Annotated in this window: 18 protein-coding genes; 13 read left to right on the top strand and 5 right to left on the bottom strand. The window is 75.9% G+C overall.

Annotation, left to right across the window (positions count from 1 at the left end; genetic code table 11):
• Positions 1–31: 31 nt before the first annotated feature.
• From mtrA to ACZLMO_RS02775, 9 genes are all read left to right on the top strand, one after another.
• Positions 32–715 carry an MtrAB system response regulator MtrA gene (gene mtrA / locus ACZLMO_RS02815; protein WP_425714572.1) on the top strand — a complete coding sequence of 228 codons (684 nt, stop codon included), beginning with the start codon at positions 32–34 and terminating at the stop codon, positions 713–715.
• On the top strand, positions 712–2,526 hold the full coding sequence (gene mtrB / locus ACZLMO_RS02810; protein ID WP_425714571.1) for an MtrAB system histidine kinase MtrB: 1,815 nt from the start codon (positions 712–714) through the stop codon (positions 2,524–2,526). The genes mtrA and mtrB overlap by 4 nt, the downstream gene beginning before the upstream one ends.
• Positions 2,523–4,274 (top strand): LpqB family beta-propeller domain-containing protein, encoded by a 1,752-nt coding sequence (locus tag ACZLMO_RS02805; protein WP_425714570.1) that lies wholly within the window; start codon positions 2,523–2,525, stop codon positions 4,272–4,274. The genes mtrB and ACZLMO_RS02805 overlap by 4 nt, the downstream gene beginning before the upstream one ends.
• A 100-nt stretch (positions 4,275–4,374) precedes the next feature.
• Positions 4,375–5,175, top strand: a complete 801-nt coding sequence (locus ACZLMO_RS02800) for a ComF family protein (protein ID WP_463652776.1) — start codon at positions 4,375–4,377, stop codon at positions 5,173–5,175.
• 223 nt (positions 5,176–5,398) lie between these two features.
• A complete protein-coding gene (hpf, locus tag ACZLMO_RS02795; protein ID WP_425714568.1) occupies positions 5,399–6,043 on the top strand; it encodes a ribosome hibernation-promoting factor, HPF/YfiA family in 645 nt (214 codons plus the stop codon).
• 66 nt (positions 6,044–6,109) lie between these two features.
• Positions 6,110–7,360: a winged helix-turn-helix domain-containing protein gene (locus ACZLMO_RS02790; protein ID WP_425714567.1), complete on the top strand. Its 1,251-nt coding sequence runs from the start codon at positions 6,110–6,112 to the stop codon at positions 7,358–7,360.
• 159 nt (positions 7,361–7,519) lie between these two features.
• Positions 7,520–10,630, top strand: a complete 3,111-nt coding sequence (secA, locus tag ACZLMO_RS02785) for a preprotein translocase subunit SecA (protein ID WP_425714666.1) — start codon at positions 7,520–7,522, stop codon at positions 10,628–10,630.
• 335 nt (positions 10,631–10,965) lie between these two features.
• Entirely contained in the window at positions 10,966–12,123 is a 1,158-nt protein-coding gene (locus ACZLMO_RS02780; protein ID WP_425714566.1) for an LLM class flavin-dependent oxidoreductase, read from the top strand.
• A 2-nt stretch (positions 12,124–12,125) separates the two neighbouring features.
• Positions 12,126–12,842: a CE1759 family FMN reductase gene (locus ACZLMO_RS02775; protein WP_425714565.1), complete on the top strand. Its 717-nt coding sequence runs from the start codon at positions 12,126–12,128 to the stop codon at positions 12,840–12,842.
• A gap of 119 nt (positions 12,843–12,961) precedes the next feature.
• On the opposite strand, the gene ACZLMO_RS02770 is transcribed toward ACZLMO_RS02775, so the two are convergent.
• Complete coding sequence (locus tag ACZLMO_RS02770) at positions 12,962–13,537, bottom strand: Rv3235 family protein (RefSeq protein ID WP_425714564.1); 576 nt, start codon at positions 13,535–13,537, stop codon at positions 12,962–12,964.
• Positions 13,534–14,235 carry a LysM peptidoglycan-binding domain-containing protein gene (locus ACZLMO_RS02765; RefSeq protein WP_425714563.1) on the bottom strand — a complete coding sequence of 234 codons (702 nt, stop codon included), beginning with the start codon at positions 14,233–14,235 and terminating at the stop codon, positions 13,534–13,536. The genes ACZLMO_RS02770 and ACZLMO_RS02765 overlap by 4 nt, the downstream gene beginning before the upstream one ends.
• 307 nt (positions 14,236–14,542) lie before the next feature.
• Here ACZLMO_RS02765 and ACZLMO_RS02760 point away from each other — a divergent pair, with 307 nt between their 5' ends.
• Positions 14,543–15,058 carry a hypothetical protein gene (locus ACZLMO_RS02760; protein WP_425714562.1) on the top strand — a complete coding sequence of 172 codons (516 nt, stop codon included), beginning with the start codon at positions 14,543–14,545 and terminating at the stop codon, positions 15,056–15,058.
• A gap of 25 nt (positions 15,059–15,083) precedes the next feature.
• Here ACZLMO_RS02760 and ACZLMO_RS02755 read toward each other — a convergent pair whose 3' ends face one another.
• Positions 15,084–15,308 carry a helix-turn-helix domain-containing protein gene (locus ACZLMO_RS02755; protein ID WP_425714561.1) on the bottom strand — a complete coding sequence of 75 codons (225 nt, stop codon included), beginning with the start codon at positions 15,306–15,308 and terminating at the stop codon, positions 15,084–15,086.
• 156 nt (positions 15,309–15,464) lie between these two features.
• Here ACZLMO_RS02755 and ACZLMO_RS02750 point away from each other — a divergent pair, with 156 nt between their 5' ends.
• The 3 genes from ACZLMO_RS02750 to ACZLMO_RS02740 are packed head-to-tail and all read left to right on the top strand — an operon-like array spanning position 15,465 to position 18,467.
• Complete coding sequence (locus ACZLMO_RS02750; RefSeq protein WP_425714560.1) at positions 15,465–16,124, top strand: hypothetical protein; 660 nt, start codon at positions 15,465–15,467, stop codon at positions 16,122–16,124.
• Entirely contained in the window at positions 16,121–18,013 is a 1,893-nt protein-coding gene (locus ACZLMO_RS02745; RefSeq protein WP_425714559.1) for an AAA family ATPase, read from the top strand. The genes ACZLMO_RS02750 and ACZLMO_RS02745 overlap by 4 nt, the downstream gene beginning before the upstream one ends.
• Positions 18,014–18,020: 7 nt before the next feature.
• The gene (locus ACZLMO_RS02740; RefSeq protein ID WP_425714558.1) at positions 18,021–18,467 is read left to right on the top strand and encodes a DUF6912 family protein; all 447 of its coding nucleotides are present in this window, start codon (positions 18,021–18,023) and stop codon (positions 18,465–18,467) included.
• 82 nt (positions 18,468–18,549) lie between these two features.
• Here ACZLMO_RS02740 and ACZLMO_RS02735 read toward each other — a convergent pair whose 3' ends face one another.
• Together ACZLMO_RS02735 and ACZLMO_RS02730 are read right to left on the bottom strand one after the other, a co-directional pair.
• Positions 18,550–21,768: an AAA family ATPase gene (locus tag ACZLMO_RS02735; RefSeq protein ID WP_425714557.1), complete on the bottom strand. Its 3,219-nt coding sequence runs from the start codon at positions 21,766–21,768 to the stop codon at positions 18,550–18,552.
• Positions 21,768–22,964 (bottom strand): exonuclease SbcCD subunit D, encoded by a 1,197-nt coding sequence (locus ACZLMO_RS02730; RefSeq protein ID WP_425714556.1) that lies wholly within the window; start codon positions 22,962–22,964, stop codon positions 21,768–21,770. Before ACZLMO_RS02730 ends, ACZLMO_RS02735 begins: the two co-directional genes overlap by 1 nt.
• Between the last annotated feature and the right edge of the window lie 89 nt (positions 22,965–23,053).

Here is a 23,053-nt window from a genome sequence, read left to right as displayed (position 1 = left end):
AACTGCCCGGTCCGTGTAGGACACTGGGGCCATGAGTGCTCGACTCCTTGTCGTCGACGACGACGTCGCCCTGGCCGAGATGATCGGGATCGTCATGCAGTCCGAGGGGTTCGACGTCGTGCATGTCGCCGACGGCGCCGCGGCGCCGGAGACCTTCCGGCAGACGCACCCGGACATCGTGCTGCTCGACCTCATGCTGCCGGGGCTCGACGGCATCCAGATCTGCCGCATCATCCGCGCGGAGTCCGACGTCCCGATCGTCATGCTCACGGCGCGGTCCGACACGCTCGACGTGGTCGCCGGGCTCGAGGCCGGTGCGGACGACTACGTCCAGAAGCCGTTCAAGCCCAAGGAGCTCGTCGCCCGCATCCGCGCGCGCCTGCGCCGGCAGGAGGACGTGGACCCGGAGCGCCTGCGGATCAGCGACCTCGACATCGACGTGGCCGCCCACGAGGTGCGGCGGGGTGACGAGCTCATCTCGCTCACGCCGCTCGAGTTCGACCTCGTCGTGGCGCTCGCCCGCAAGCCTCGACAGGTCTTCACGCGCGAGCAGCTGCTCGAGACCGTGTGGGGCTACCGGCACTCGGCGGACACCCGGCTCGTCAACGTCCACGTCCAGCGCCTGCGCGCCAAGGTGGAGCTCGACCCGGAGAACCCCCAGGTCGTCGTCACGGTCCGCGGCGTGGGCTACCGGGCCGGGCCCGTCCAGGCGTGAGCTCGCCCGACGAGCCGACGCCGGCGGGGTCGGAGCGACCGGCCCCGACGTCGGAGGCCTCGACCTCGACCACCCACTCCCGCCCCTCCCGCGCGGAGGGGGCCGGCGGTGAGGTGCCGGAGGCCACCGGGACGGCGGGACGGACGCCCGCGCGGCCGGCACGCAAGAGGTCATGGCGCGCCCGGCTCCGCCGACGGGCCTTCGACCTCGCGCGCCGGTGGCGCGGCTCCCTCGCGGTCCGCGTCGTCACCGTGACCGCGATCGGGGGGATGCTGGGCCTGGGGATCATCGGAGCCGTGGTCTCGGTGGAGATCCGCGACCGGCTCTTCGACGCCCGGGTCGAGCAGGTCGTCGGTGACGCCGCCGACCGCGCCGCACGGGCCCAGGCGACCCTGGACGACTCGCTCTCCTCCACCCCCAGCGAGGCCCAGCAGGCCGCGACGGACATCGTCGACCTCAGTCAGGGAGCGGCTCCGGGGGTGATCGGCACGGTCATCACCCGCGACGAGGAGCACCAGTCCGGGCCCACGATCCTCGAGCCGACGAGCTCGGCCGCCATCCGCGACGTCATCTCCGCGGAGATGCACGCGGCCGTCGAGCCGGGGGCGTCGCTGCACTGGCAGTCCGCCACGGTGTCGATGGACGGCGAGGAGGTGCCGGCGATCGTCGTCGGGGCGCCCGTGGTCCTCCCGGTGGCTGGCGAGTACGAGCTCTACACCGTCTACGGGCTCCAGCCCGAGCAGCAGATGATCGCCGTCGTCACCTCCGTCCTCGGGGTCGCGGCACTCGCCCTGGTCGCCCTCGTCGCCGCGATCGCCGCCCTCGTCCTCAGGTGGGTGCTGCGGCCGGTGCGGCAGGCATCGCGCACGGCCGAGCGCCTCGCGGCCGGGCTCCTCGACGAGCGGATGGACGTCAGCGGCTCGGACGAGGTCGCCCGCCTGGGCGAGTCGTTCAACGAGATGGCCGACTCGCTCCAGCAGCAGATCAAGGACATGTCCGAGCTGTCCCGGCTGCAGCAGCGGTTCGTCTCCGACGTCTCGCACGAGCTGCGCACGCCGCTGACGACGATCCGCATGGCCGCGGACCTCATCCACGACCAGCGCGACGAGTTCCCCCCGCCGGTGCGCCGGTCGGCGGAGCTCCTCGTCGCGCAGATCGAGCGCTTCGACCACATGCTCGCCGACCTGCTCGAGATCTCGCGGTTCGACGCCGGCGCGGCGACCCTCGAGGTCGGACCGACCGACCTCGGCGAGCTCGTCGAGGGCGTGGTCGAGGGCCACATCCTGCTCGCGGAGAGCAAGGGGACGGAGGTCCGGGTGCACCGCGTGACCCCGGTCTGCATCGCCGAGGTCGACGCGCGCCGCATCGAACGGGTCCTGCGCAACCTGCTCGTCAACGCGATCGAGCACTCCGAGGGACGTCCCGTCGACCTCACCGTCGCCGCCGACGACCGGTCGGTCGCGGTGCTCGTCCGCGACCACGGCGTGGGGATGTCCGAGGAGCAGGCCGACCGGGTCTTCGACCGCTTCTGGCGCGGCGACACCGCGCGCACCCGCACGACCGGCGGCACCGGTCTCGGGCTGTCCATCGCTCAGGAGGACGTCGGCCTGCACGGCGGGACGCTCGCCGCCGCGGGGCGGCCCGGCGAGGGCGCCGCCTTCCTCCTCACGCTCCCACGCGAGGACGGGGGAGAGGTCGGTCCCTCGCCGATCGAGCTGTGGCCCGACGACGCCAGCGTGGAGCCGGCGCTCGCCGCCCCGCTCGTCGGGCTCGTCCCGCCGGCGCTCGACGCGCGTGGGGAGGAGCGATGACGGCGCGCCGGCTCCCGTCCCGGGCCGGGTCGCCGCCCGGTGCCGTACCCGCTTCCGCGTTCCGGCGCGCGGCGGCGAAGGTGCTCGCGCCGCTCCTGGCCCTCGCCCTGCTCGCCGGCTGCGCGCAGCTGCCCGGCTCGGGGCCCGTCGTCGCCGCCGACCCGACCGTCTCGGCCGCGCCGTCGCTCGGCCTGTACGCGCGCGGGCCGCAGGAGGGCGCGACCCCGGAGGAGGTCGTCCAGGGCTTCCTCGCGGCCAGCGCCACGGGGTTCGCCGACGACTTCTCGGTCGCCCGGGAGTTCCTCGGCGGGCAGGCCACGACCGGCTGGCAGCCCCTCGCCCAGGCGCGCGTCTACGCGGACCACGTGGAGCCGTCGATCGCGACGACGGACGACGGCGGGGTCTCGGTGAGCACCGAGCTCCTCGCGGTCGTCGACGGGTCGGGCCACTACACGGAGTCGGCGAGCGACCACGAGATCGTCACGGACTTCACGCTGGCCCGCGACGACGACGGCGAGTGGCGGATCATCGACCTCGAGGACGGCGTCCTGCTCTCGGCCGAGTCGTTCTCCGTGCAGTACACCGCCGCCCCGCTGTACTTCCCGGCGGCGGACGGCGAGACGGTGGTCGCCGACCTGCGCCACTACCCGCGCCAGCACCTGGCCGCCTCCCTCGTCCAGGGGGTCCTGTCCGGTCCCTCGGCCTGGCTCGAGCCGGCGGTCCTCACGCCCGCCCCGCTCTCGACCCGGCTCGTGCTCAGCTCGGTGGACGTGGCCGACGGAGTCGCCACGGTCGACCTCACCGACGACGTCCTCGAGGCCTCGAGCCGGGAGCGCGAGCTGCTCGTGGCGCAGCTGCGCCGCACGCTCGCGGCCGTGCCCGGCGTCTCCGACGTCACCGTCACAGTCGGGGGCAACGCGCTCGCGATCGGCTCGGTGCCGCAGCTGCCCGCCTACCCGTACAGGCCGCAGCCGCTGCTCGCGGTATCCGACGGCGAGCTCGTCGAGCTCGACGGCGGGCTGGCCGTGCGCGTGACCGGTGCCGCCGCGCCCCGCACCGGCGAGGCGTCGGCACCGGCGGGCTCGCCCGCCGACCCGCCCGACGGGCAGGTCTACCTCGACGGCCCGACCCGGATGATGGCGGCGCCCACGGCCGGCCGCAGCGCCCGCCTCGTCGTCTCGGGCTCGAACCTCGTCGCGCCGTCGATGGACCGCTACGGCTGGGCGTGGACCGGCGAGACGACGAACACCGGCTCCCTGCGCACCGCCGTGCCGAGCGGAGGCACGGCCGAGGTCGACGCCCCGTGGCTCGACGGGTCGGTCGTCCGGGCCCTGCGCGTGTCCCGCGAGGGGTCGCGGGTCGCGGTGATCCGGGAGCAGGGCGGCTCGGTGCTCGTCGAGGTCGCGGGCGTCCAGCGCGCGACGGACGACACGCCCCGCTCGCTCGGGACGGCCCAGGCCCGGGTCGGGGTCGGCCTCGTCGACGCGACCGACCTCGCGTGGATCGACTCCACCACCCTGGTGGTGCTCGGCCGCACGGCCACCGACCCCGGCCCCCGCCCCTACCTCGTCCGGATCGGCGGCGACACCGAGCCGCTGCCCGTGCTCCAGGGCGCGGTGTCGTTGACGGGCGGGCGCGGGGAGACCTCGATCGTCGTGCAGACGTCGGACGACGGGATCTACGAGCGCACGGGCGCCTCCTGGACGCGCGTGGCCGACGATCTCGCCGACCCGGCCTATCCGGGCTGACCCCGGCACGCGGGTCCACAGGCGTCGCACCGGCAGGGCGATCCACCGCCCGGACGGGTGCGGCCCGCGGGGGCGCGCATGCGGCGGCGATCCTGCCCGGGTGCGACCACCTGATCCCCGCGACCGCTCCCGCGCACGCCTGCCCCCGCCGCTCCTGGCCGCGCTCGAGCTCGTCGTGCCCGCCGAGTGCGCCGGGTGCGGGACGTGGGGCGTCGCGCTGTGCCGGACGTGCCGGCGCCTGCTCACCGCCGGGCCCGCGGAGTGCACGGACGGCGCTCCGCTGCTCGCCGGGTTCGACGAGCCCGTCCTGCGTGCCTGGTCCCTCGGCGACTACCACGGCCCGCTCCGTCGCATCGTCATCGACTGGAAGACGGGCCGGTGCGGCCACCTCCGGCGCGAGCTGGTCGACGCCGGACGGCTCGCCGGGTCACGGATGTGGCCCCTCCTGGCCGGCGACGTCCGGGGCGACGACGCCGGGGGCACGCTGCTCGTCGTCCCCGCCCCCTCAGGCGCAATGCGACGCCGGCACGGCATGCTCGTCGCCGTCGAGCTCGCCGACGCCGTGGTTGCCGGGCTGGCCGACGCCGCCGCCCGCGCAGCCGATGCCCCGTCGTCAGGTCCGACCCCGCGGGCGCGCCTGCGGATCGCGTCCGTCGACCTCCTGCGGCGTGCGGGTGGCCCGGCCCGGCAGCGCGGCTCGTCGGCCCGCTCCCGCGTGGCGAACCGGAGCCGCCCGCCCGACCTGCGCGCGCCGGTCCCCGCCGGCACCGCGGTGCTCCTCGTCGACGACGTGCTGACCACCGGCGCGACCCTCGCCGCCTGCGCGGAGTCCCTGCGCGGGGCCGGTGCGGACGTGCTCGGCGCCCTCGTCGTCGCCGGGGCGCGGGCTCCGGGCCGGTGACCTGCGACCGGGCACGCGCCAGGGTGTCCGCCAGGTGTCCGGGACGGGGCGAACCGGGTAACGTTGGTGCATGGAGCCACCCGGGACGCGGAGACGCGACGGGTGGCTGTTCCGTCCCCCGGGAGGGAGGAGGTCGCACGCACCCTGACCGGCGCCCACGGCGCCGGAGTTTCGAGAGGCGGGCCCGTCACGTCCGCCCCCGCACCGACCGATGGAGGTCACCATGGAGATCGTCGTCAAGGGCCGCGGCACGGATGTCGCCGACCGCTTCCGTTCCCACGTGGAGGACAAGCTCGCGAAGGTCACCCAGCTCGCTCCGCGCACGCAGCGCGTCGACGTCGAGCTCACGCTCGAGAAGAACCCCCGGCTGGCCGACCAGGCCGAGCGGATCGAGATCACGCTGCGGGACAAGGGGCCGGTGATCCGGGCGGAGGCGAGCGCCGCCGACCGGTACGCGGCGCTCGACCTCGCGACCGGCAAGCTGCTCGAGCGGCTGCGGAGGCACCACGACCGGCGCAAGGACCGGCAGCGGCACGCGAACCGTGCGCTGCCCGCCGCGCCCCCGCTCGACGTCGAGCAGCACGAGCCCCAGGACGGGCTGGCCGGCGACGCGCCGATCGCGGAGCACCCGGCCCCGTCGACGAGCCCCGGCGAGGCGGTCGAGACCCAGCTCGGTGACTCGCCGGTCATCGTGCGGGACAAGCTGCACAAGGCCGAGCCCATGACGGTGGACCAGGCCCTGTACGAGATGGAGATGGTGGGGCACCCGTTCTTCCTCTTCGTCGACTCCGAGACCCGTCAGCCCTGCGTGGTCTACCGCCGCAAGGGTTGGTCGTACGGCGTGCTCCGGCTCGACTCCACCTGCTGACCCGCGCTCCCGCCCGGCCGACCTGCCGGGCGGGGGCATGTCGGCGCCCGGTGGCACGATGGCGCGATGCCGGTCCAGCAGATGTCGATCCGTCAGGTGCGCCGAGTCGCGATCGCGGCGCAGGGCCTCGCCCGGCGCCGTCCCGCCTGGCCCGCGCGGCGGCATGTCGCTCGCGCGATCGCGGACACCGCGCTGCTGCAGATCGACTCGGTCAACGTCCTCGCTCGTGCGCACACGCTGCCCGTCCTCGCACGCGTCGGCCCCTACGACCCGGCGATCCTCGAGCGCGCGACGGGCCGCGCACCTCGCCTCCTCGTCGAGACCTGGTGCCACGAGGCCTCCCTCGTTCCCCCGCGCACGTACGCGCTCCAGGCCGCGCGCCGCGCAGCCGAGGAGGAGCGCTTCCGTGCGGACGAGTTCGGCGACCCGCGGGTGATGGCCGAGGTCGAGGCGGCGATCACCGACCGTGGGGCGATGTCGGCCACCGAGCTGCACGACGCGCTCGCGCACGACCGGGCGGAGAAGACCCAGTGGGGCTGGAACTGGTCCCCGCTCAAGATCGCCGTCACCCGGATGTGGCGCACCGGACGGCTCGCCGTGGCCGGCCGGACCGCCTCGTTCGAGCAGCGCCTCGACCTGCCGGAGCGGGTGCTCCCGCCCGCCGCCCTCGAGCCCGCACCGTCCTGGCCGGAGGCGGTGCGCGAGCTCACCCTCGCGGCCGCCCGCGCCCACGGGGTGGCGGACGTCCGGGCGCTCGCGGACTACCACCGGCTGCGTATCGGGACGACGACGACGGCGGTCGGCGAGCTCGTCGAGGACGGACTTCTCGAGGAGGTCGCGGTCCGCGGCCTGGCCCGACCCCACTACCGGCTTCCCGGCGCCCCGGCCCCGTCACCGGTGCGTGCCCGCGCGCTGCTGGCGCCGTTCGACCCGCTCGTGTTCGAGCGCGGGCGGCTCGCCGCCCTGTGGGGGATGCACTACCGGATCGGGATCTACACCCCCGCCCACCTGCGCACGCACGGCTACTACGTCCTGCCCTTCCTGCTCGGTGAGCACCTCGTCGCGCGCGTCGACCTCAAGGCCGACCGGGCGGCCGGCGCGCTCCTCGTCAAGGAGGTCCACGCCGAGGACCCCGGGCAGGTCCCCGACCTGCCCACCCGCGGTCCCGCGGCCTGGCCCGGCGCGGAGGAGATCGCGGCGGCGCTCGCGGCCGAGCTCGCCGAGGTCGCGCGCTGGGTGGGGGCCGACCGGATCGACGCGAGCGGCGCCGAGGGGGATCTCGCCGGGCCGGTGAGCTCCGCCGTCGGAGGCGTGTGAGGCGCCCGTGGCGCCGGAGGTGACCCGCCGTGCCCCGGGCCCGGTGCGGCACGCCTACCATGGCGGGTGGCGCGGCAGCTCGGCGCGCCCGCCCCGCCGGGGCGACGGACCACCTCACGGAGTGCCGCTGTGGCAACGATCCTCGACAAGATCCTGCGGATGGGCGAGGGGCGGGTCGTCAAGCGGCTCGGCACCATCGCCGACCAGGTCGACCTGCTCGAGGACTCCTTCGTCGACCTCACCGACGAGGAGCTGAAGGAGCAGACGACCGAGTTCCGGGAGCGCCTCGAGGACGGCGAGACGCTCGACGACATCCTCCCCGAGGCGTTCGCCGTCGTCCGTGAGGCCGCCCGCCGCGTGCTCGGCCAGCGGCACTACCGGGTGCAGATCATGGGTGGCGCCGCGCTCCACCAGGGCAACATCGCCGAGATGAAGACCGGTGAGGGCAAGACGCTGGTCGCCACGCTGCCGAGCTACCTCAACGCGCTCGAGGGCAAGGGCGTCCACGTCGTCACCGTCAACGACTACCTGGCCTCCTACCAGTCCGAGCTCATGGGGCGTGTCCACCGCTTCCTCGGCCTGACGACCGGCTGCATCCTCTCCGGTCAGACGCCCGCCCAGCGGCGCGAGATGTACGCGGCCGATATCACGTACGGCACGAACAACGAGTTCGGGTTCGACTACCTGCGCGACAACATGGCGCTGAGCACCGACGACCTCGTCCAGCGCGGTCACAACTTCGTCATCGTCGACGAGGTGGACTCGATCCTCATCGACGAGGCGCGCACCCCGCTCATCATCTCGGGCCCGGCCGAGGGCGACGTCAACCCCTGGTACGCGGCGTTCGCGAAGATCGCGCCGAAGCTCGAGGTGGACGTCGACTACGACGTCGACGAGAAGAAGCGGACCATCGGCATACTCGAGCCCGGCATCGAGAAGGTCGAGGACCTGCTCGGCATCGACAACCTCTACGAGTCGCTCAACACCCCGCTCATCTCGTTCCTCAACAACTCGCTGCGGGCCAAGGAGCTCTACCAGCGGGACAAGGACTACATCGTCGAGGGCGGCGAGGTGACGATCGTCGACGAGCACACGGGCCGTCGCCTGCGCGGACGCCGCTACAACGAGGGCATGCACCAGGCCATCGAGGCCAAGGAGGGCGTGAAGATCAAGGCGGAGAACCAGACGCTCGCCACGATCACGCTGCAGAACTACTTCCGGCTCTACGACACGCTCTCCGGCATGACCGGTACGGCCGAGACCGAGGCCGCCGAGTTCTCCTCGACGTACAAGATCGGCGTGGTGCCGATCCCGCCGAACAAGCCGATGATCCGCAAGGACGAGGGCGACCTCGTCTACAAGAACATCGAGCAGAAGTACAAGGCGATCGTCGCCGACGTCAAGGAGCGTCACGAGACCGGGCAGCCGGTCCTCCTCGGCACCACCTCGGTGGAGAAGTCCGAGCGGCTCTCGGAGCTGCTGTCGGAGGCCGGGGTCGCGCACGACGTCCTCAACGCCAAGCAGCACGAGCGTGAGGCCGCGATCGTCTCGGAGGCGGGCCGCAAGGGCGCCGTCACCGTCGCCACCAACATGGCCGGCCGAGGCACCGACATCATGCTCGGCGGCAACCCCGAGCACATCGCCCAGAACGTGCTGCGCGACCGGGGGCTCGATCCCACCGAGAACGCCGAGGAGTACGAGGCGGCGTGGGCCGAGACGCTCGAGGCCGCCCAGGAGCAGGTCAAGGACGAGCACCAGGCGGTGCTCGACGCCGGCGGGCTGTACGTCCTCGGCACCGAGCGGCACGAGTCGCGCCGCATCGACAACCAGCTGCGCGGCCGTGCCGGGCGTCAGGGCGACCCCGGCGAGTCCCGGTTCTACCTCTCGCTCGAGGACGACCTCATGCGGCTGTTCGGCTCCGGCCCGACCGCCCGCCTCATGGACAACGCGTCCTACCCCGACGACATGGCGCTCGAGCACAAGTGGGTGTCGTCGGGCATCCGGCGCGCCCAGGAGGCGATCGAGGCACGCAACTTCGAGCAGCGCAAGAACGTCCTCAAGTACGACGACGTGATGAACAAGCAGCGCACCGTCATCTACGAGCAGCGCCGCCGGGTGCTGCACGGCGAGGACATCGAGGACCAGGTGCGCACCTTCGCCTCCGACCTCGTGGACGCGATCGTCGACCAGCACGCGGGCGGCGGTGCGGCGGAGGACAGCGACCTCGACGCGATCCTCGGGGAGCTCGGTGCCTTCTACCCGGTGTCGGTGACCGAGGAGGACCTCGTCGACCAGGCCGGCCACCGTGACCGCGTGACGCCCGAGCTCCTGCGCACCGAGCTGCGCTCCGACATCTCGGTCGCCTACGACACCCGCGAGGAGGAGGTGGGGGAGGACCTCATGCGCCGCCTCGAGCGCCGCGTGGTCCTGTCCGTCCTCGACCGGCACTGGCGCGAGAACCTCTACGAGATGGACTACCTGCGCCAGGGCATCCAGCTCCGCGCCGCCGGTCAGCGCGACCCGCTGGTCGAGTACCAGCGCGAGGGCTTCACGTTCTTCCAGGCGATGAACGAGGCCATCCGCGAGGACACCGTCCGCTACGTGTTCAACCTCGAGATCAAGCCGGCCGGGCAGACGGCGGTCGACGCCTCCTCCGCCGCGGCCACGGCGGTCTCGGCCGCGGGCCGCGCGACGGCCGCTCCCCGCACCGGGGCGGCCGCTCCCCGCACGGGGACCGGCACCGCCGCGACCCAGAAGGCCGCGGCCGCCGGGTCCGCCTTCGCCGCGTCCGCGCTCGGCGGGGCCACGCCCGCGCCGCCCGTGCCCGGCGGAGGCGCGGCGGCCGGCGCCGCGATCGGCGCGCGGGGTGCCGCGTCGGCGTCCGCGAGCACGTCGGAGGACGCGTCCTCGGATGCCGGCGGGGCGCCGGAGGACTCCGCCTCGCTCGCCTCGGACGACGCCGCCGGGCTCGCCCCGGACGCCGCCGGCCTCGGCGAGGACGCCACGGGCGACGCCGACGACGCCCCGGCGGGCGAGGGGTCCGGCGCCACACCGACGGACGACGAGCTGCTCGGCCTGGACGCCCCGCGGCGCCCCACCGGGCTGACCTACTCGGGCACGAGCTCGGCGACGTCCGGTGCCGACGACGACGCGCCGACCCGTCGGCCGGCCCGAGGAGGCGACTCCGCCGCGGACGGCGACGGCGGGGCTGACGGGCTAAACCGCGCCCAGCGGCGCGCGCAGGCGAAGAAGGCCCGCAAGCGCGGCTGACGCAGGGTCCGGCCCCGAGCGGCCCGCGCCACCCCGACGACGGCGACCCACCACGGTGGGTCGCCGTCGTCGTTCGTGCGCCCGCCGGGCGACGCCTGCCGACCCGCCGGCGCCCGCCGACCTGCCGGCGCCCGCCGACCTGCCGGCGCCCGCCGACCTGCCGGCGCCCGCCGACCTGCCGGCGCCCGCCGACCGGTCTCGCGGGCGCGTCCGTGCCCGCCCGGGCCGCGGTGTGACCTCCCTCCCGGCCGGCGGGGAATGAATGCGGGGGCGGCGACGTTGGCGGTAGTATCGATGCAAAAGCATCGAACCGAGCGAGCACGAGGAGGGGCGACATGCAGTTCGGAATCTTCACCGTCAGCGACGTCACGACGGACCCGACGACCGGCAGCACGCCGACGGACACCGAGCGGGTGCGCGCGATGCTCACCATCGCCGAGCACGCCGACGCCGCCGGGCTCGACGTCTTCGCCACCGGCGAGCACCACAACCCGCCGTTCGTCGCCTCCTCGCCGACCACGATGCTCGGCTACCTCGCGGCGCGGACCAAGAACATCATCCTGTCCACCTCGACCACCCTCATCACGACGAACGACCCGGTGAAGATCGCCGAGGACTACGCGATGCTCCAGGTCATCTCGGACGGGCGGATGGACCTCATGATGGGCCGTGGAAACACCGGCCCCGTCTACCCGTGGTTCGGCAAGGACATCCGCGAGGGCATCAACCTCGCGATCGAGAACTACGCGCTCCTGCGCCGGCTGTGGACCGAGGAGGTCGTCGACTGGTCGGGCAAGTTCCGCACCCCGCTCCAGGGCTTCAGGGCGACCCCCCGTCCGCTCGACGGCGTCGCGCCGTTCGTCTGGCACGGCTCGATCCGCAGCCCCGAGATCGCCGAGCAGGCCGCGTACTACGGCGACGGCTTCTTCCACAACAACATCTTCTGGCCGATGCGGCACACGAAGCGGATGGTGCAGTTCTATCGCGAGCGCTACGAGCACTACGGCCACGGTCAGGCTGACCAGGCGATCGTCGGGCTCGGCGGTCAGGTCTTCATGCGCGCGAACAGCCAGGACGCGAAGACGGAGTTCCGCCCCTACTTCGACAACGCGCCCGTCTACGGCCACGGCCCGACGATGGAGCAGTTCACCGCCGAGACGCCGCTGACCGTCGGCTCGCCCCAGGAGGTCATCGACCGCTACGGGAAGATGTGGGAGAACGTCGGCCACTACCAGCGCCAGCTCTTCCTCATCGACCACGCGGGCCTGCCGCTCAAGACGGTGCTCGAGCAGATCGACCTCCTCGCCACCGAGGTGGTCCCGGCCCTGCGCAGGGAGGCCGAGTCGACCCGCCCCGCGCACGTGCCTGCCGCCGCCCCCACCCACGCCGAGCGCGTCGCCGCCGCCCTCGCCGGCGGGACGGCCGGCGCGGCCCACGTGGGCGGCACCGGCGACGACGTCACCGGCCGCCGCGCCGAGGATCTGGAGGTCTGAGCATGACGTTCCCCTTCGACCTGCCCGACGACGACGCCGCGCGCGAGGCCGGCCCGGGCCCCCTGGGCGACGACCGCGCCGCGGCCGGAGCTCCCGGCCGGCGCATCGTGTCGGTCTCGGCCGGGACCTCGCAGCCGTCCTCGACGCAGATGCTCGCCGACCGGCTCGGCCAGGCCACCGTCACCGCCCTGCGGGAGCAGGGGGTCGCGGCCGAGGTGACGACCGTGGACCTGCGCGACCATGCCCACGACATCCTCAACGCGATGCTCACCGGGGTGCGGACGGGCGCCCTGGAGGACGCGATGTCCGCGACAGCCTCGGCCGACGGGCTCGTGGTGACGACCCCGGTCTACTCCGGGTCGTACTCCGGCCTGCTCAAGATGTTCCTCGACATCCTCGACCAGGGGGCGATCGACGGCACGCCGCTGCTCATCGGCGCGACCGGCGGGACCCCGCGGCACTCGCTCGCGATCGACTACGCGGTGCGGCCGCTCGTGGCCTACCTGCGGGGACGCGCGATGTCGACCGGCGTGTACGCCGCGACGGACGACTGGGCCGGCGACGCCGAGGGGCGCGACGGCGGCAGCCTGCCCGGCCGCATCGCCCGCGCCGGCGGCGAGCTGGCCACGGCCGTGGCGGCCGCCGACCCGCGGAACACGGCCGACGAGTTCGACGCCGTCCCCGACTTCTCCTCGATGCTCCGGTCGATGGGGGCCTGACCCCGCGACACCGACGGCGCCGGGCCCCGTGGCCCGGCCGCCCACCCGCTGCCGGACGGCCGTGACCTCCCCCCGGGGTCACGGCCGTCCGGTCGTCCGGGTCGCGCGTCGCCCGCCGGTCAGCCGATCTCGAGGGCCACGGCCCGCCAGCGCGAGCGGAACGCCTCGAGCCGGACGGCGGCCGCCCGCACCCGCTCGCCGTCGTGGAGGACGACGCTGACCTCGCGGGCACGCTCGCTCGGCGCGCACCCGTGCACGTGCCGGACGGCGACGTGCCGGACGAGTCGCGGGCGTCCCTGGAGGCGGCCGGCGAGCCCGACCCGCCGCGACAGCGACTCGTAGAGGTCCGGGGCGAGCCACCGGGACAGCTGCGCCGCCGACCGGGAGCCGAGCAGCGCCTCGACCGCGTGCTGGGCGATCCCGGCCGCCAGGCGGTCGAGCCCCTCGTCGGTCGACGGGGCATGCTCGCCGGTCGGCTCCTCCTCGAACTGCTCGGCGCCCCTGCGGCACTCGCCGCTGAAGCGCACCCGGTCCCACGGCCGCTCGTCGGAGGTGCGCGGGGCGTGAGGTGCCACGGCGGGTCCGGTGCGCGGCGTCGTGCGGGTGACACGGCCGGGGGCGTCGGGGACCGCCGCGAGCCGGGGTCCCGACGGGAGGGGGACCGGACGGAGCTCGTGGGTGGGCTGGGCGCTCATCGGGACTCCAGGGCGGCGGGCACCGTCAGGTGGGTGCCGGGGCGGACGAGATGGGGGTCGGCGCCGACCGCATCGGCGTTGGCCGCGTAGAGCTCGGGCCATGCCTCGGCGATCTCCGCACTGGTGGCCGAGGGGCCGAGGTGGTCCTCGGTGATCGTCCAGAGGGAGTCACCCGGCGCGACGGTGTACGCCGACGTCGCCGGCTCGTTCCCCGTGGGCTCGTCGCCCGCCGGCTCGGCCTCCGCGGGCGACGGGCCGTCGACCCAGGGCCCGCCGGGGGTGTCGGGGGCGTCCGGCACCTCCGGGAGGGTGGGGACCGCCGGCAGGTCGGGCCCGTCGCCGGTGCCCTCCGGTCCGCCCGTGGTCGCCCCGGCGGGCGCGACGGCCAGCCCCAGGGACAGGCCCGCCACCGCGCTGCCCGTGGCGACGCGCCGCAGCACAGGAGCGCCGATGCTGCCGACGAGACCTGTCAGCGATCGGCGCAGGTGGGCGCCCGCCCCCGCCCGCGGGAGCAGGAGCACGCCGAGGCCCGCGATCGCCGTGAGCGCGTACCAGGCGGCCGCCGCGGCGCCGGCCACGAGGAGCGGCCCCGCCACGAGGTCGGGCACGTCGTTCGCGCCGAGCACCGGCCGGGCGGCCAGGTCGACGACCGCCCTCCACCCGGTCCGGCCGAGCCCGACGGCGAGCGGGGCGGTCACCGCGGCGGTCGCCAGGAGGGCGAGGGCGGTGCCGCCGACCCGTGCCGGGCGCCCGTCGCCGGGCGGTGGTGCCGATCGCGCGTGCGGTCTCGGTTCTCTCGTGCGCTCGCTCCGTGCCATGTCGCCGCCGTCCCGCCGAACGTGTCCGTTCGTGCTCGTTCGTGTCGAATGATGGCTGAACGCTGGCACAGGTGTGACGAGATGCGCAAGGGTGTCGGCGTGTCGCGCGGGACGATGCCGTCCGGCGTTCGTGAGATCCGTGCGTCGTCCGGGCCCACGGTGGCGCGCGACGACCTAGGTTGGCCGGGTGGCGTGGGAGGACCTGCTGCTCGCGGACCTGTCCGGCGAGCTCGAGGCGGAACGGCGGGCGGAGCAGCTCGCGGAGGCGGGCGAGCTCGTCGAGGCGGAGGCCGCCACGGTCACGCTCGAGGTCCGCTGGCGGGCGCGCACGGGTGCCGAGCTGTCGATCGCGCTACCGGGTGGGGACGACGTCGCCGGCACCCTGCTCGACGCCAACGCTCACTGGCTGCTCCTCGCCCAGGGGGAACGCCGCGCCCTCGTCCCCGCGCACGCCGTGGTCGCGGTGCGCGGGCTCGGACGGACGGCGGGGGCCGCAGGCGTGGTCGCCGCCCGGCACTCGTTCGCCGCCGCGCTGCGCAGGATCGCGCGCGCCGGCTCGGTCGTGCGGCTCGACGACACGGCCGGCGGACGCACCGGCCGGATCGTGCGCGTCGGCGCCGACCACCTCGACCTGCTCACCGACCCGGGCGCGCACGTGGTCGCCGTCGCGCTCGCGGCCGTGCACGTGGTGCGGACGGCGTGACCACCCCGGCGCCGGGGCGGGTGGGTCAGCCCTCGGCCGACTCCTCGACCGCCTGGTCGGCCGGCCTCGCCTCCGCCTGCGCGTACAGGCGGGAGATGTACGCCTCGAGCTGGACGTCCTCGATGCGCCACAGTCCCTTGCCGCCGATCTGCACGCCGACGAGCTCCTTGCTCCGCAGGAGGGCGCGCACCTGCGAGACCGAGAGCTGGAGCTGCTCGGCGACGTCGGCGATGGTGAGGAAGCGGGCCACGGGTCCAGTATCGCCGCTTCGGCGGCCCGGCGCGTGCAGGATGTGGACGGAAGGTCGCGCGGCGCGTCGCGGTGCGGGGCTGTGGATGACGCCGGCGGGCCCGGTCGGGGGCCGGGACGATGGGCCGACGTGCCAGGTGAGCAAGGGGGAGCTCGGATGACGGAGAACGCGGGGACGGCCCGGCGGATGCGACGGCCCGGGTGGCGGGACCCACGCCTCGGCGTGGGCGTGCTGCTCGTGGCGGCCTCGGTCGGGATCGGCGTCTGGGCGGTCGACAGCGCGGGCGGGACGACCGAGGTGTGGGCGGCCGCCGACGTCGTCACCCCGGGCGAACGCCTGGCGGAGGCCGGCCTCGAGGTCGTCGAGGTCAACGTCGGGTCGGCGGGGGACCACTACCTCGTGGCCGACGGCGACCTGCCCGACCACCTCGTGGCCACCCGTCTCGTCGGGGCCGGCGAGCTCGTCCCGCTCGCCGCGACGGGTGAGGCGACCGAGCAGGACCTGCGCCCCGTCGTCGTCCCGGTCGGTGCCGCGCTGCCGTCCGGGCTCGGGGCAGGCTCGACCGTCGACCTCTGGCGCGCCCCGAGGGCCGCCGTCGGGGACCGCTCCGAGGAGGTCGCGCCCCCGGTCGTCCTCGCGCCCGAGGTCCTCGTCGTCGACATCGGCACCGAGGAGGGCGTGTTCGCCGCGACGGGCGGGGCGAGCGTCGAGCTCCTCGTCCCCGCCGAGCTCGTCGAGGACGTCCTCGGCGCGGTCGCCGCGGGCGAGGAGCTGACCGTGGTCCCGCACCACGCCGCCGGTGTGGAGGGCTCGTGAGCCACGGGATCCTGCTCGCGCTCACCGAGGGCGAGGCCGAGGTGGTGCGGGCGATCGACGCGCCCGGTTCCGGCGCGCGGGTCGTCCGGCGGTGCGCGGACCTGCCCGAGCTGCTCGGCGGGGTCGGGGCCGGGATCGGCACCGTCGCCGTGGTCGGCAGCCGGGTGGACGGGGTCGACCGCGCGTCGATCGGACGCCTGGTCGCGGCGGGTGCACGCGTGCTGCTCGTCGGCCCGGCCGCGGAGGCCGGCCGGCTCGCCCAGCTCGGTGCGCACGCGGTGGCGGCGGAGTCGGACGAGCCGGGGACGCTCGCCGCGATGGCGATCGCTCTCGCCCGAGGTGAGAACGTCCGGGGGCGGCCGGGCGAGCGGGTGCCCGGTCGCCCGGGGGACGGGGCCGCGGGCCCGGGCGGACACGCGCCCGACGGCGACAGGCCACCGCCGGCGGGCCTCCCGACCACGGTGGCGGTCCCGGACTCGGTGCCCGAGGCCTGGACCCGCGAGGGCGCCGGCGGCCCCAGAGGTCCTTCCGCACACGGAGGCGGGAGCGGGAGCGGGGCCGGGAGCGCACGCAGGAGCGGGGGTGACGCGGGCTCGGGCGGTGGTGACGAGGCGGCACCCCGGACACCCGAGCGGCCGACCAGCCGGCGCGCGCTGCACCGCCCCGACGCCCCGGCCCGGCCGGCCCTCGGGGAGGACGCCGGGCCGGACGGAGCGGCGACGCCGTCGGAGGCGGGCCGTCCGGACGCCGCGGCGGGCGGCACGGCGGCCGGCTCCCCGTCGTCCCGCCCCGCTGACCAGGCGTCTCCGGAGCCGACCTCGCCGGAGCCGACCTCGCAAGGTTCGGGCGCTTCGGGTTCGGGAGACCCGGGCGGCGACACGGACGACGCGGTCATCTCGGAGGTGCCGTGGTGGTTGTCCTCCGGCGGCAGCTCACCCACGGTTCCGGCGCCGACGCCCCCCGCGGGCACCCCCGAGGAGGTCGTGGACGAGGCCGGACCGCCGCCCGTCATCGAGCCCGAGGAGGCGCCGGGGCGGATCGTCGTGGTCTGGGGCGCGCGCGGTGCGCCCGGCCGCACGACCCTCGCCGTCAACCTCGCGGCGGAAGCCGCCGCCCTCGGCGTCCGTGCGGTGGTCGTCGACGCGGACACCGAAGCGCCGGCGCTCGCCCAGGTCCTCGGGATCCCCGACGACATCTCGTCGATCGCGGCCGTGACGCGTCACGCGACGCACGGCCGCCTCGACGCCGACGTCGCGCGTTCCGCCCTCGCCGAGGTCTCCGACAACCTCCGTGCGCTCACAGGCCTGACCAGGCCCGACCGGTGGCGCGAGCTCGAGACCGCATCGCTCGAGTCGGTCTGGGAGGTGCTCCGCGAGGTCGCGCCGCTCGTCGTCGTCGACGTCGCCGCCGGGGCCGAGCAGGGTGACGGGACGGACTTCGGACCGGTCCGCCACCAGGCCACGCTGTCGGCGCTCGCCGCCGCGGACGAGGTCGTGGTCGTGGGCGCGGGCGACCCGGTGGGAGTGCGCCGGCTCGTGCTCGCGCTCACCGACCTGCGCGAGCGGGACCTCGCCCCGGACGCCCGACGCAGCGTGGTCGTCAACCGCGTGCGCCGGGCCGCCGCCGGGCCCGACCACGAGCGCGCGGTCCGCGAGGCCCTGTGGCGCTACGGCGGCGACCAGGAGCCGGTCCTCGTGCCCGACGACCCGTCGACCGCCGACGCCGCGCTGCTCGCCGGCGCGACCTGGCGCGAGCAGTCGCACTCGAGCGCGGCACGCAAGGCGGTCGAGGCCCTCGCCCGGCGCGTGCTCGACCTCCCGGCGGGCAGCACCACGCGCTCGCGCTGGTGGCGGCGTGGCGCGCGACCCGCGCCGACCGTCGCGGGATGATCGCCCCGTGCGCATCTACCTGCCCGCGACGCCCGCCGAGCTCGCCGCCGACCCCGCCGCCACCCGCGCCCACGCCGTGACGGCCGACCTCGTCTCCGCCGTGCCGGACGAGGACGAGGAGGGGCTGGAGGTCATCGCCCTCCTCGCCGCCGCGGACGACTCCGTGCGCCGCCTCGCCGAGCTCGGCGAGGGCCCGCCCGCCCGGCGGGTCGTCCTGGCCGCCGACGTGCCCGAGGGTTCCGCGACGCCCGAGCCCGGCGACCTGCCGAGCCTCGTGCGGCTCGACGCCCCGATCGGCTGGGAGTCGGTGGCGGCGATCCACGTGGACGAGGAGTCCGCCGAGGTCGAGGTCGCAGCGGCGGTGGCCGGGGACGACGACGCGTTCGAGCGCGTCGCCGAGCTCGACCTCCTCTGGTTCGACCCTTCCGAGCGTGCCGCGATCCTCGGCGCCTGACCTGCGCGATCGGGGCGCCCGTCCGGCGTCCTGACCGACCGTCCGGCTCCCGGACCGGCAGGAGGGCCAGCGGCCGCGACGTTCAGTCGCCCGCCCGGACCGTCAGCGTCGATCCTCGTCCGTCGCCGCGGTGGCGCACCGTGACCTGGTCGGGGATCCGTTGCTTGAGCTCGGCGACGTGGCTGATGAGGCCCACCGTGCGGCCGTGGTCCCGGAGCGCGCCGAGCTCGTTCATCACCGAGTCGAGGGTCTCCGGGTCGAGGGTGCCGAACCCCTCGTCGACGAACAGGGTGCCGAGCTCGATGCCGCCGGACTCGGCGCCGACCACGTCCGCGAGACCGAGTGCCAGGGCGAGCGAGACGTAGAAGGTCTCCCCGCCGGAGAGCGTGCGGGTCGCGCGCGGGGCGTCGGTGTGAGTGTCGAGCACCTCGAGCCCGAGCCCGACCGCGCGGGCCCGGACGCCTTCCTCCCGGTCGTCGGTGCGTCGGAGCACGTACCGGCCCGCGGACATCGACGCGAGGCGGTCGTTGGCCGCGGCGAGCACCTCCTCGAAGCGGCGGAGGAGCACGTAGGTGGCGAGGGTGACGCCGGTCCGGGACTCGCGACCGGCTGCGAGGTCCGCCACGCGCACGAGCGGCGCATCGGCGAGAGCGCGGGCGGCGTGCCGCTCGAGCTCGGCCCGCAGCGTCTCGACGGCGCCGGTCGTGCTGGTCAGGGTGCGGCGCGCGGCGTCGTGGGCGGCGGCGGCCGCCTCGAGGACCGTGGCGGCGTCCTCGCGCGCGGCTGCCGCGGCCGCGGGGTCGGCGCTCGCGTCCTCCGCGAGACCGGCGATCTCGGTCTCCGCGAGGCCGGCCGTCACCCGGGCCGTCTCGGCCTCGTGGTGGGAGACCCGGCGCTCCGCGGCGGCCCGCTCGCCGTCGGGCAGCACGGCGGCGCGGGCGCTCGCGGCGTCGGCGAGCTCGGAGGCGGCGAGGTCCGCCGCGGCCCGGTCCCGGGTGTCCGCGGCCGCGCGGCGGCGGTCGAGGAGCGTCCGGACGGCCTCGGCGAGGCCGCGCGCCCGTGCGGCGCGGGTGCCGAGCGCCGCGGCCCGGTCCGCGACCGACCCGTGGGCGCCGCGGGCGGCGACGACGGCCTCCTCGTCCTCGGTGAGGGCGGCGCGCAGCGACTCGATGGCCGCGATCAGCGACGCCCGCTCGGTCTCGTCGGCCGTGCGGAGCTCCGCCTCCCGCGCCGCGCGGACGTCGTGGGCGGCCAGCGACTCGTCGAGCCGGACCACCTCGGCGGCCTGCTGCTCGGCGAGGCGCACGGCCTCCCGGGCGGCGGTGAGCGCCTGCGTGGCGTCGTCGACGCTCCGGTCCCCGGCGGCCTCCGCGGCGGCACGGACCTGCTCCTCGGCCGCGGCCCTCGTGGACGAGGCGGCCGACAGGGCGCGGTCGGCGCCGGCGCGCGACTCCTCGGCCGCCGCGAGGTCCTCCTCCCCGACGGGGCTGTCCGAGTCGGGGCTCGGGGCAGGGTGGTCGAGCGACCCGCACACCGGGCACGGCGCCCCGTCCGTCAGCTCGCGCGCGAGCCGGCCGGCGACCTGGTCGCGCCAGCGGGCGCGGAGGTCGTTCTCGTGCCCCTGCGCCTCCTCGGCCGTCGTGCGGGCCGCGTCGAGCGCCTCGGTCGCGGCGGCGAGCTCCGCGCGGCGCCGCTCGGCCAGGCGAGCGGCGGCGAGTCGCGTCTCGGCGTCGTCGGTCGCCGCGCGTGCCCCCGAGAGCTCGGCGGCGGCGTTCTGCGCCGTCGCCCGACGCTCGACGATCGCCGCCCGCGCCTCGGGCAGGCCGGCGAGGACGGTCGCCCGGTCGGCGAGCCGGCGGTCGAGGTCGCCGACTGAGCGCTCCGTGGCCGCGAGGCGCTCCCGGCGCGCGGCGAGCCCTGCCTCCGTCGCGACCAGCGCGGACAGTCGGCCCTGCTCGGCGGTCGCCCGCTGGCGCTCGTCCTCGAGCCGGTCGGCGTGCGCGGCGAGGTCGGTGTCGACCTCGGCGTCCGGGTCGGCGGCCGCCCCGGTGTCGAGACCGGCGTCGACCAGGACCGAGTCGACCAGGCCCGAACCGACGGGGCTCGTGCCGAGGGGGTCGTCGCCCCCGCCCTCCCCGCCGCGGGGAGCGTCCGCGACACGAGAACGACCCTCGACACGTGAAGCCTCGTCGTCGCGGGCCTCCCGCGCCTCCCGGACGCGCCGGTCGAGCCCCTGAGCCGCACCCTCGAGCGCCTCCCGCGCGCGGTCGGCGGCATCGAGCGCGACGACGACGGGCCGGGCGCCGGCGTGCGCGGCCAGGGCGGCGCGGGTGCGGGCGACGTCCTCCGCGGCCGCGGCCAGCTCGTCCCGGCCCGCGCGCAGGGCGGTGCGCCGCTCGATCGCCCGGGCGACCTGGCGCTCCGTGTCGAGCGTCTCCTGCGCAGCGCGGTCCGCTGCCCGGGCCGCCTCGTGCGCGGTTCCCGCGGCCGCCCGCTCGTCGGTGAGCCGCGCGAGCAGGGGCCCGACTATCGCCTCGACCCCGTCTGCGTCGAACGCCTCCGCGGCGGCCACGAGCGCCGCACGCTCCGTCTCGCCCGGCCGCGCGTGCTCGGCGACCGCCGAGGCGGCGCGGCCGGCGGACTGCGCCGCACGCTCCGTCGAGGCGCGAGCCTCCCGGGCGCGGTCCGCGAGGAGTGACTGGACGTCGTCGTACAGCGAGGTGGCGAAGATCTGCCGGAGCACCTGCTGGCGGTCGGCCACGCCGGCGCGGAGGAACCGCGCGAACTGCCCCTGGGGGAGCACGACCGTCTGCGTGAACTGCTCCTTGGTCAGGCCGAGGATCGAGCCGAGCTCGGTGCCGACCTCCTGGACGCCCGCCGAGACCGGCTCGCCCGGCGGGTCCTCGCCTGCGGGGACGCCCGAGAGGTCGTCCGACGCGAGCCGCCACAGGCGCGCCGTGGGGTTGACGGTCGTCGTGCCGCTCCCGCGCTGCTTGGGGCGCTCGAACGACGGCGTGCGGCGGATCCGGTAGACGCCACGGGCGGTCGACAGGACGAGGTCGACCACCGGCTCGACGCCGGGCTCCGCGTGCTGCGAGTGCATCCGCGAGCGGTGCGACCCCCCGGAGTCGGCCACGTCGCCGTACAGCGCGAACACGATCGAGTCGATGATCGTCGTCTTGCCCGAGCCGGTCGGCCCCTCGAGGAGGAAGAGGCCCGAGGCGCCGAGGGCGTCGATGTCGATCGTGTGCCGGCCGGGGAACGGCCCCACGGCCTCGATGGTCAGGCGGTGGAGCCGCATCAGGCGGACCTCCGCATCGCCTCGGCGGCCTCGACCGCGGAGCCGAGCGCGGCCCGCTCGGCGGCCGTCGCCTCCGCCCCGCCCGCGTCGGCCACGAACTGGGCGGCGATCTCGACCGGGTCCTCCGCGGCCGTCACCCGGACCGGGCCGCCGAGCGGCACGGCCCCCTCGGGCTCGTGGGCGAGGACGAGCAGGTGGGGGAGGTGGTCGAGGAGCCGGGCGCGCATGTGGGCGGGCCGCGCGGCGTCGGTGACGGTCACCCGCACGTGGTCCTCGGCGTGGTGGTCGAACGCCCCCGAGGTCAGCTCGTCGATCGTCCCGCGCAGCGTGGTCAGCCGGCGCAGCACGGGAGCCTCGACGAGCTCGGGCTCCGAGCCCGGCGCGCCGAGGTCGACGAGCACGCTCGACTTCACGTGGTGCTCCTCGGAGAACGAGAACGCCACCGGCGAGCCGGAGTACCGCGCCGGCACGTCCCCGCCGACCCGCTGCGGGCCGTGCAGGTGCCCGAGCGCCGCGTAGTCGATCGTCGCCTCGGGATGGGCGAGCGCGCCCGAGGGCACCACCTCGACGCCGCCGACCCTCAGGTCTCGCTCCGACTCGCTCGCCTGGCCGCCGGCCACGAACGCGTGCGCCATGAGGACGGCGGGCACCCGGGTGGGGTCCGCCGTTCGCCGTCGGGCGAGGTCCGCGTGGACGCGGCCCATGGCCGCGGTGACCACCCCCTCGTGGCTGCGCGGCGGCAGGAGCGGTGCGCCGTCCGGCCCGGCCTCGGCGAGGTCGGCGCGCGCCATGTCCGGGTCGAGGTAGGGGAGCGGGTAGACGTAGGCGCCGACCCCGCCGTCCGCGCCGGGAAGGATCGTCGGCCGTGCGACGTCCGCGACCCGGGTGCGGATCGACAGGCGCTCGTCGAGGAGCGCGGCGGAGAAGCCGAGCCGCACGGCCGAGTCGTGGTTGCCCGGCGTGAGGACCACGCGGGTGAGCTCGGTCAGCCGGGCGAGCGCCTCGGAGAGCTGCGTGATCGACGAGGTCGGGGGGATCGCCCGGTCGTAGACGTCCCCGGCGACGAGCACCGCGTCGACCCGCTCGGCGGCCACGACCTCGACGAGGTGGTCGAGGTAGGCCTGGTGCGCCTCGGTGAGGTCGACGCCGTGCAGCGTCCGGCCCAGGTGCCAGTCCGAGGTGTGCAGGATCCGCATGCGCTCACGGTAGGCGGAGCCGCCGACACCGTGCCGGCGTCGTCACCAGGGCGGGCGCGTCACGAGGGCGAGCGCCGGTGCCCGGTGCC

Source organism: Georgenia sp. G2120 (genome assembly GCF_055326485.1).
This window is presented reverse-complemented; position numbering and strand designations above follow the sequence as displayed.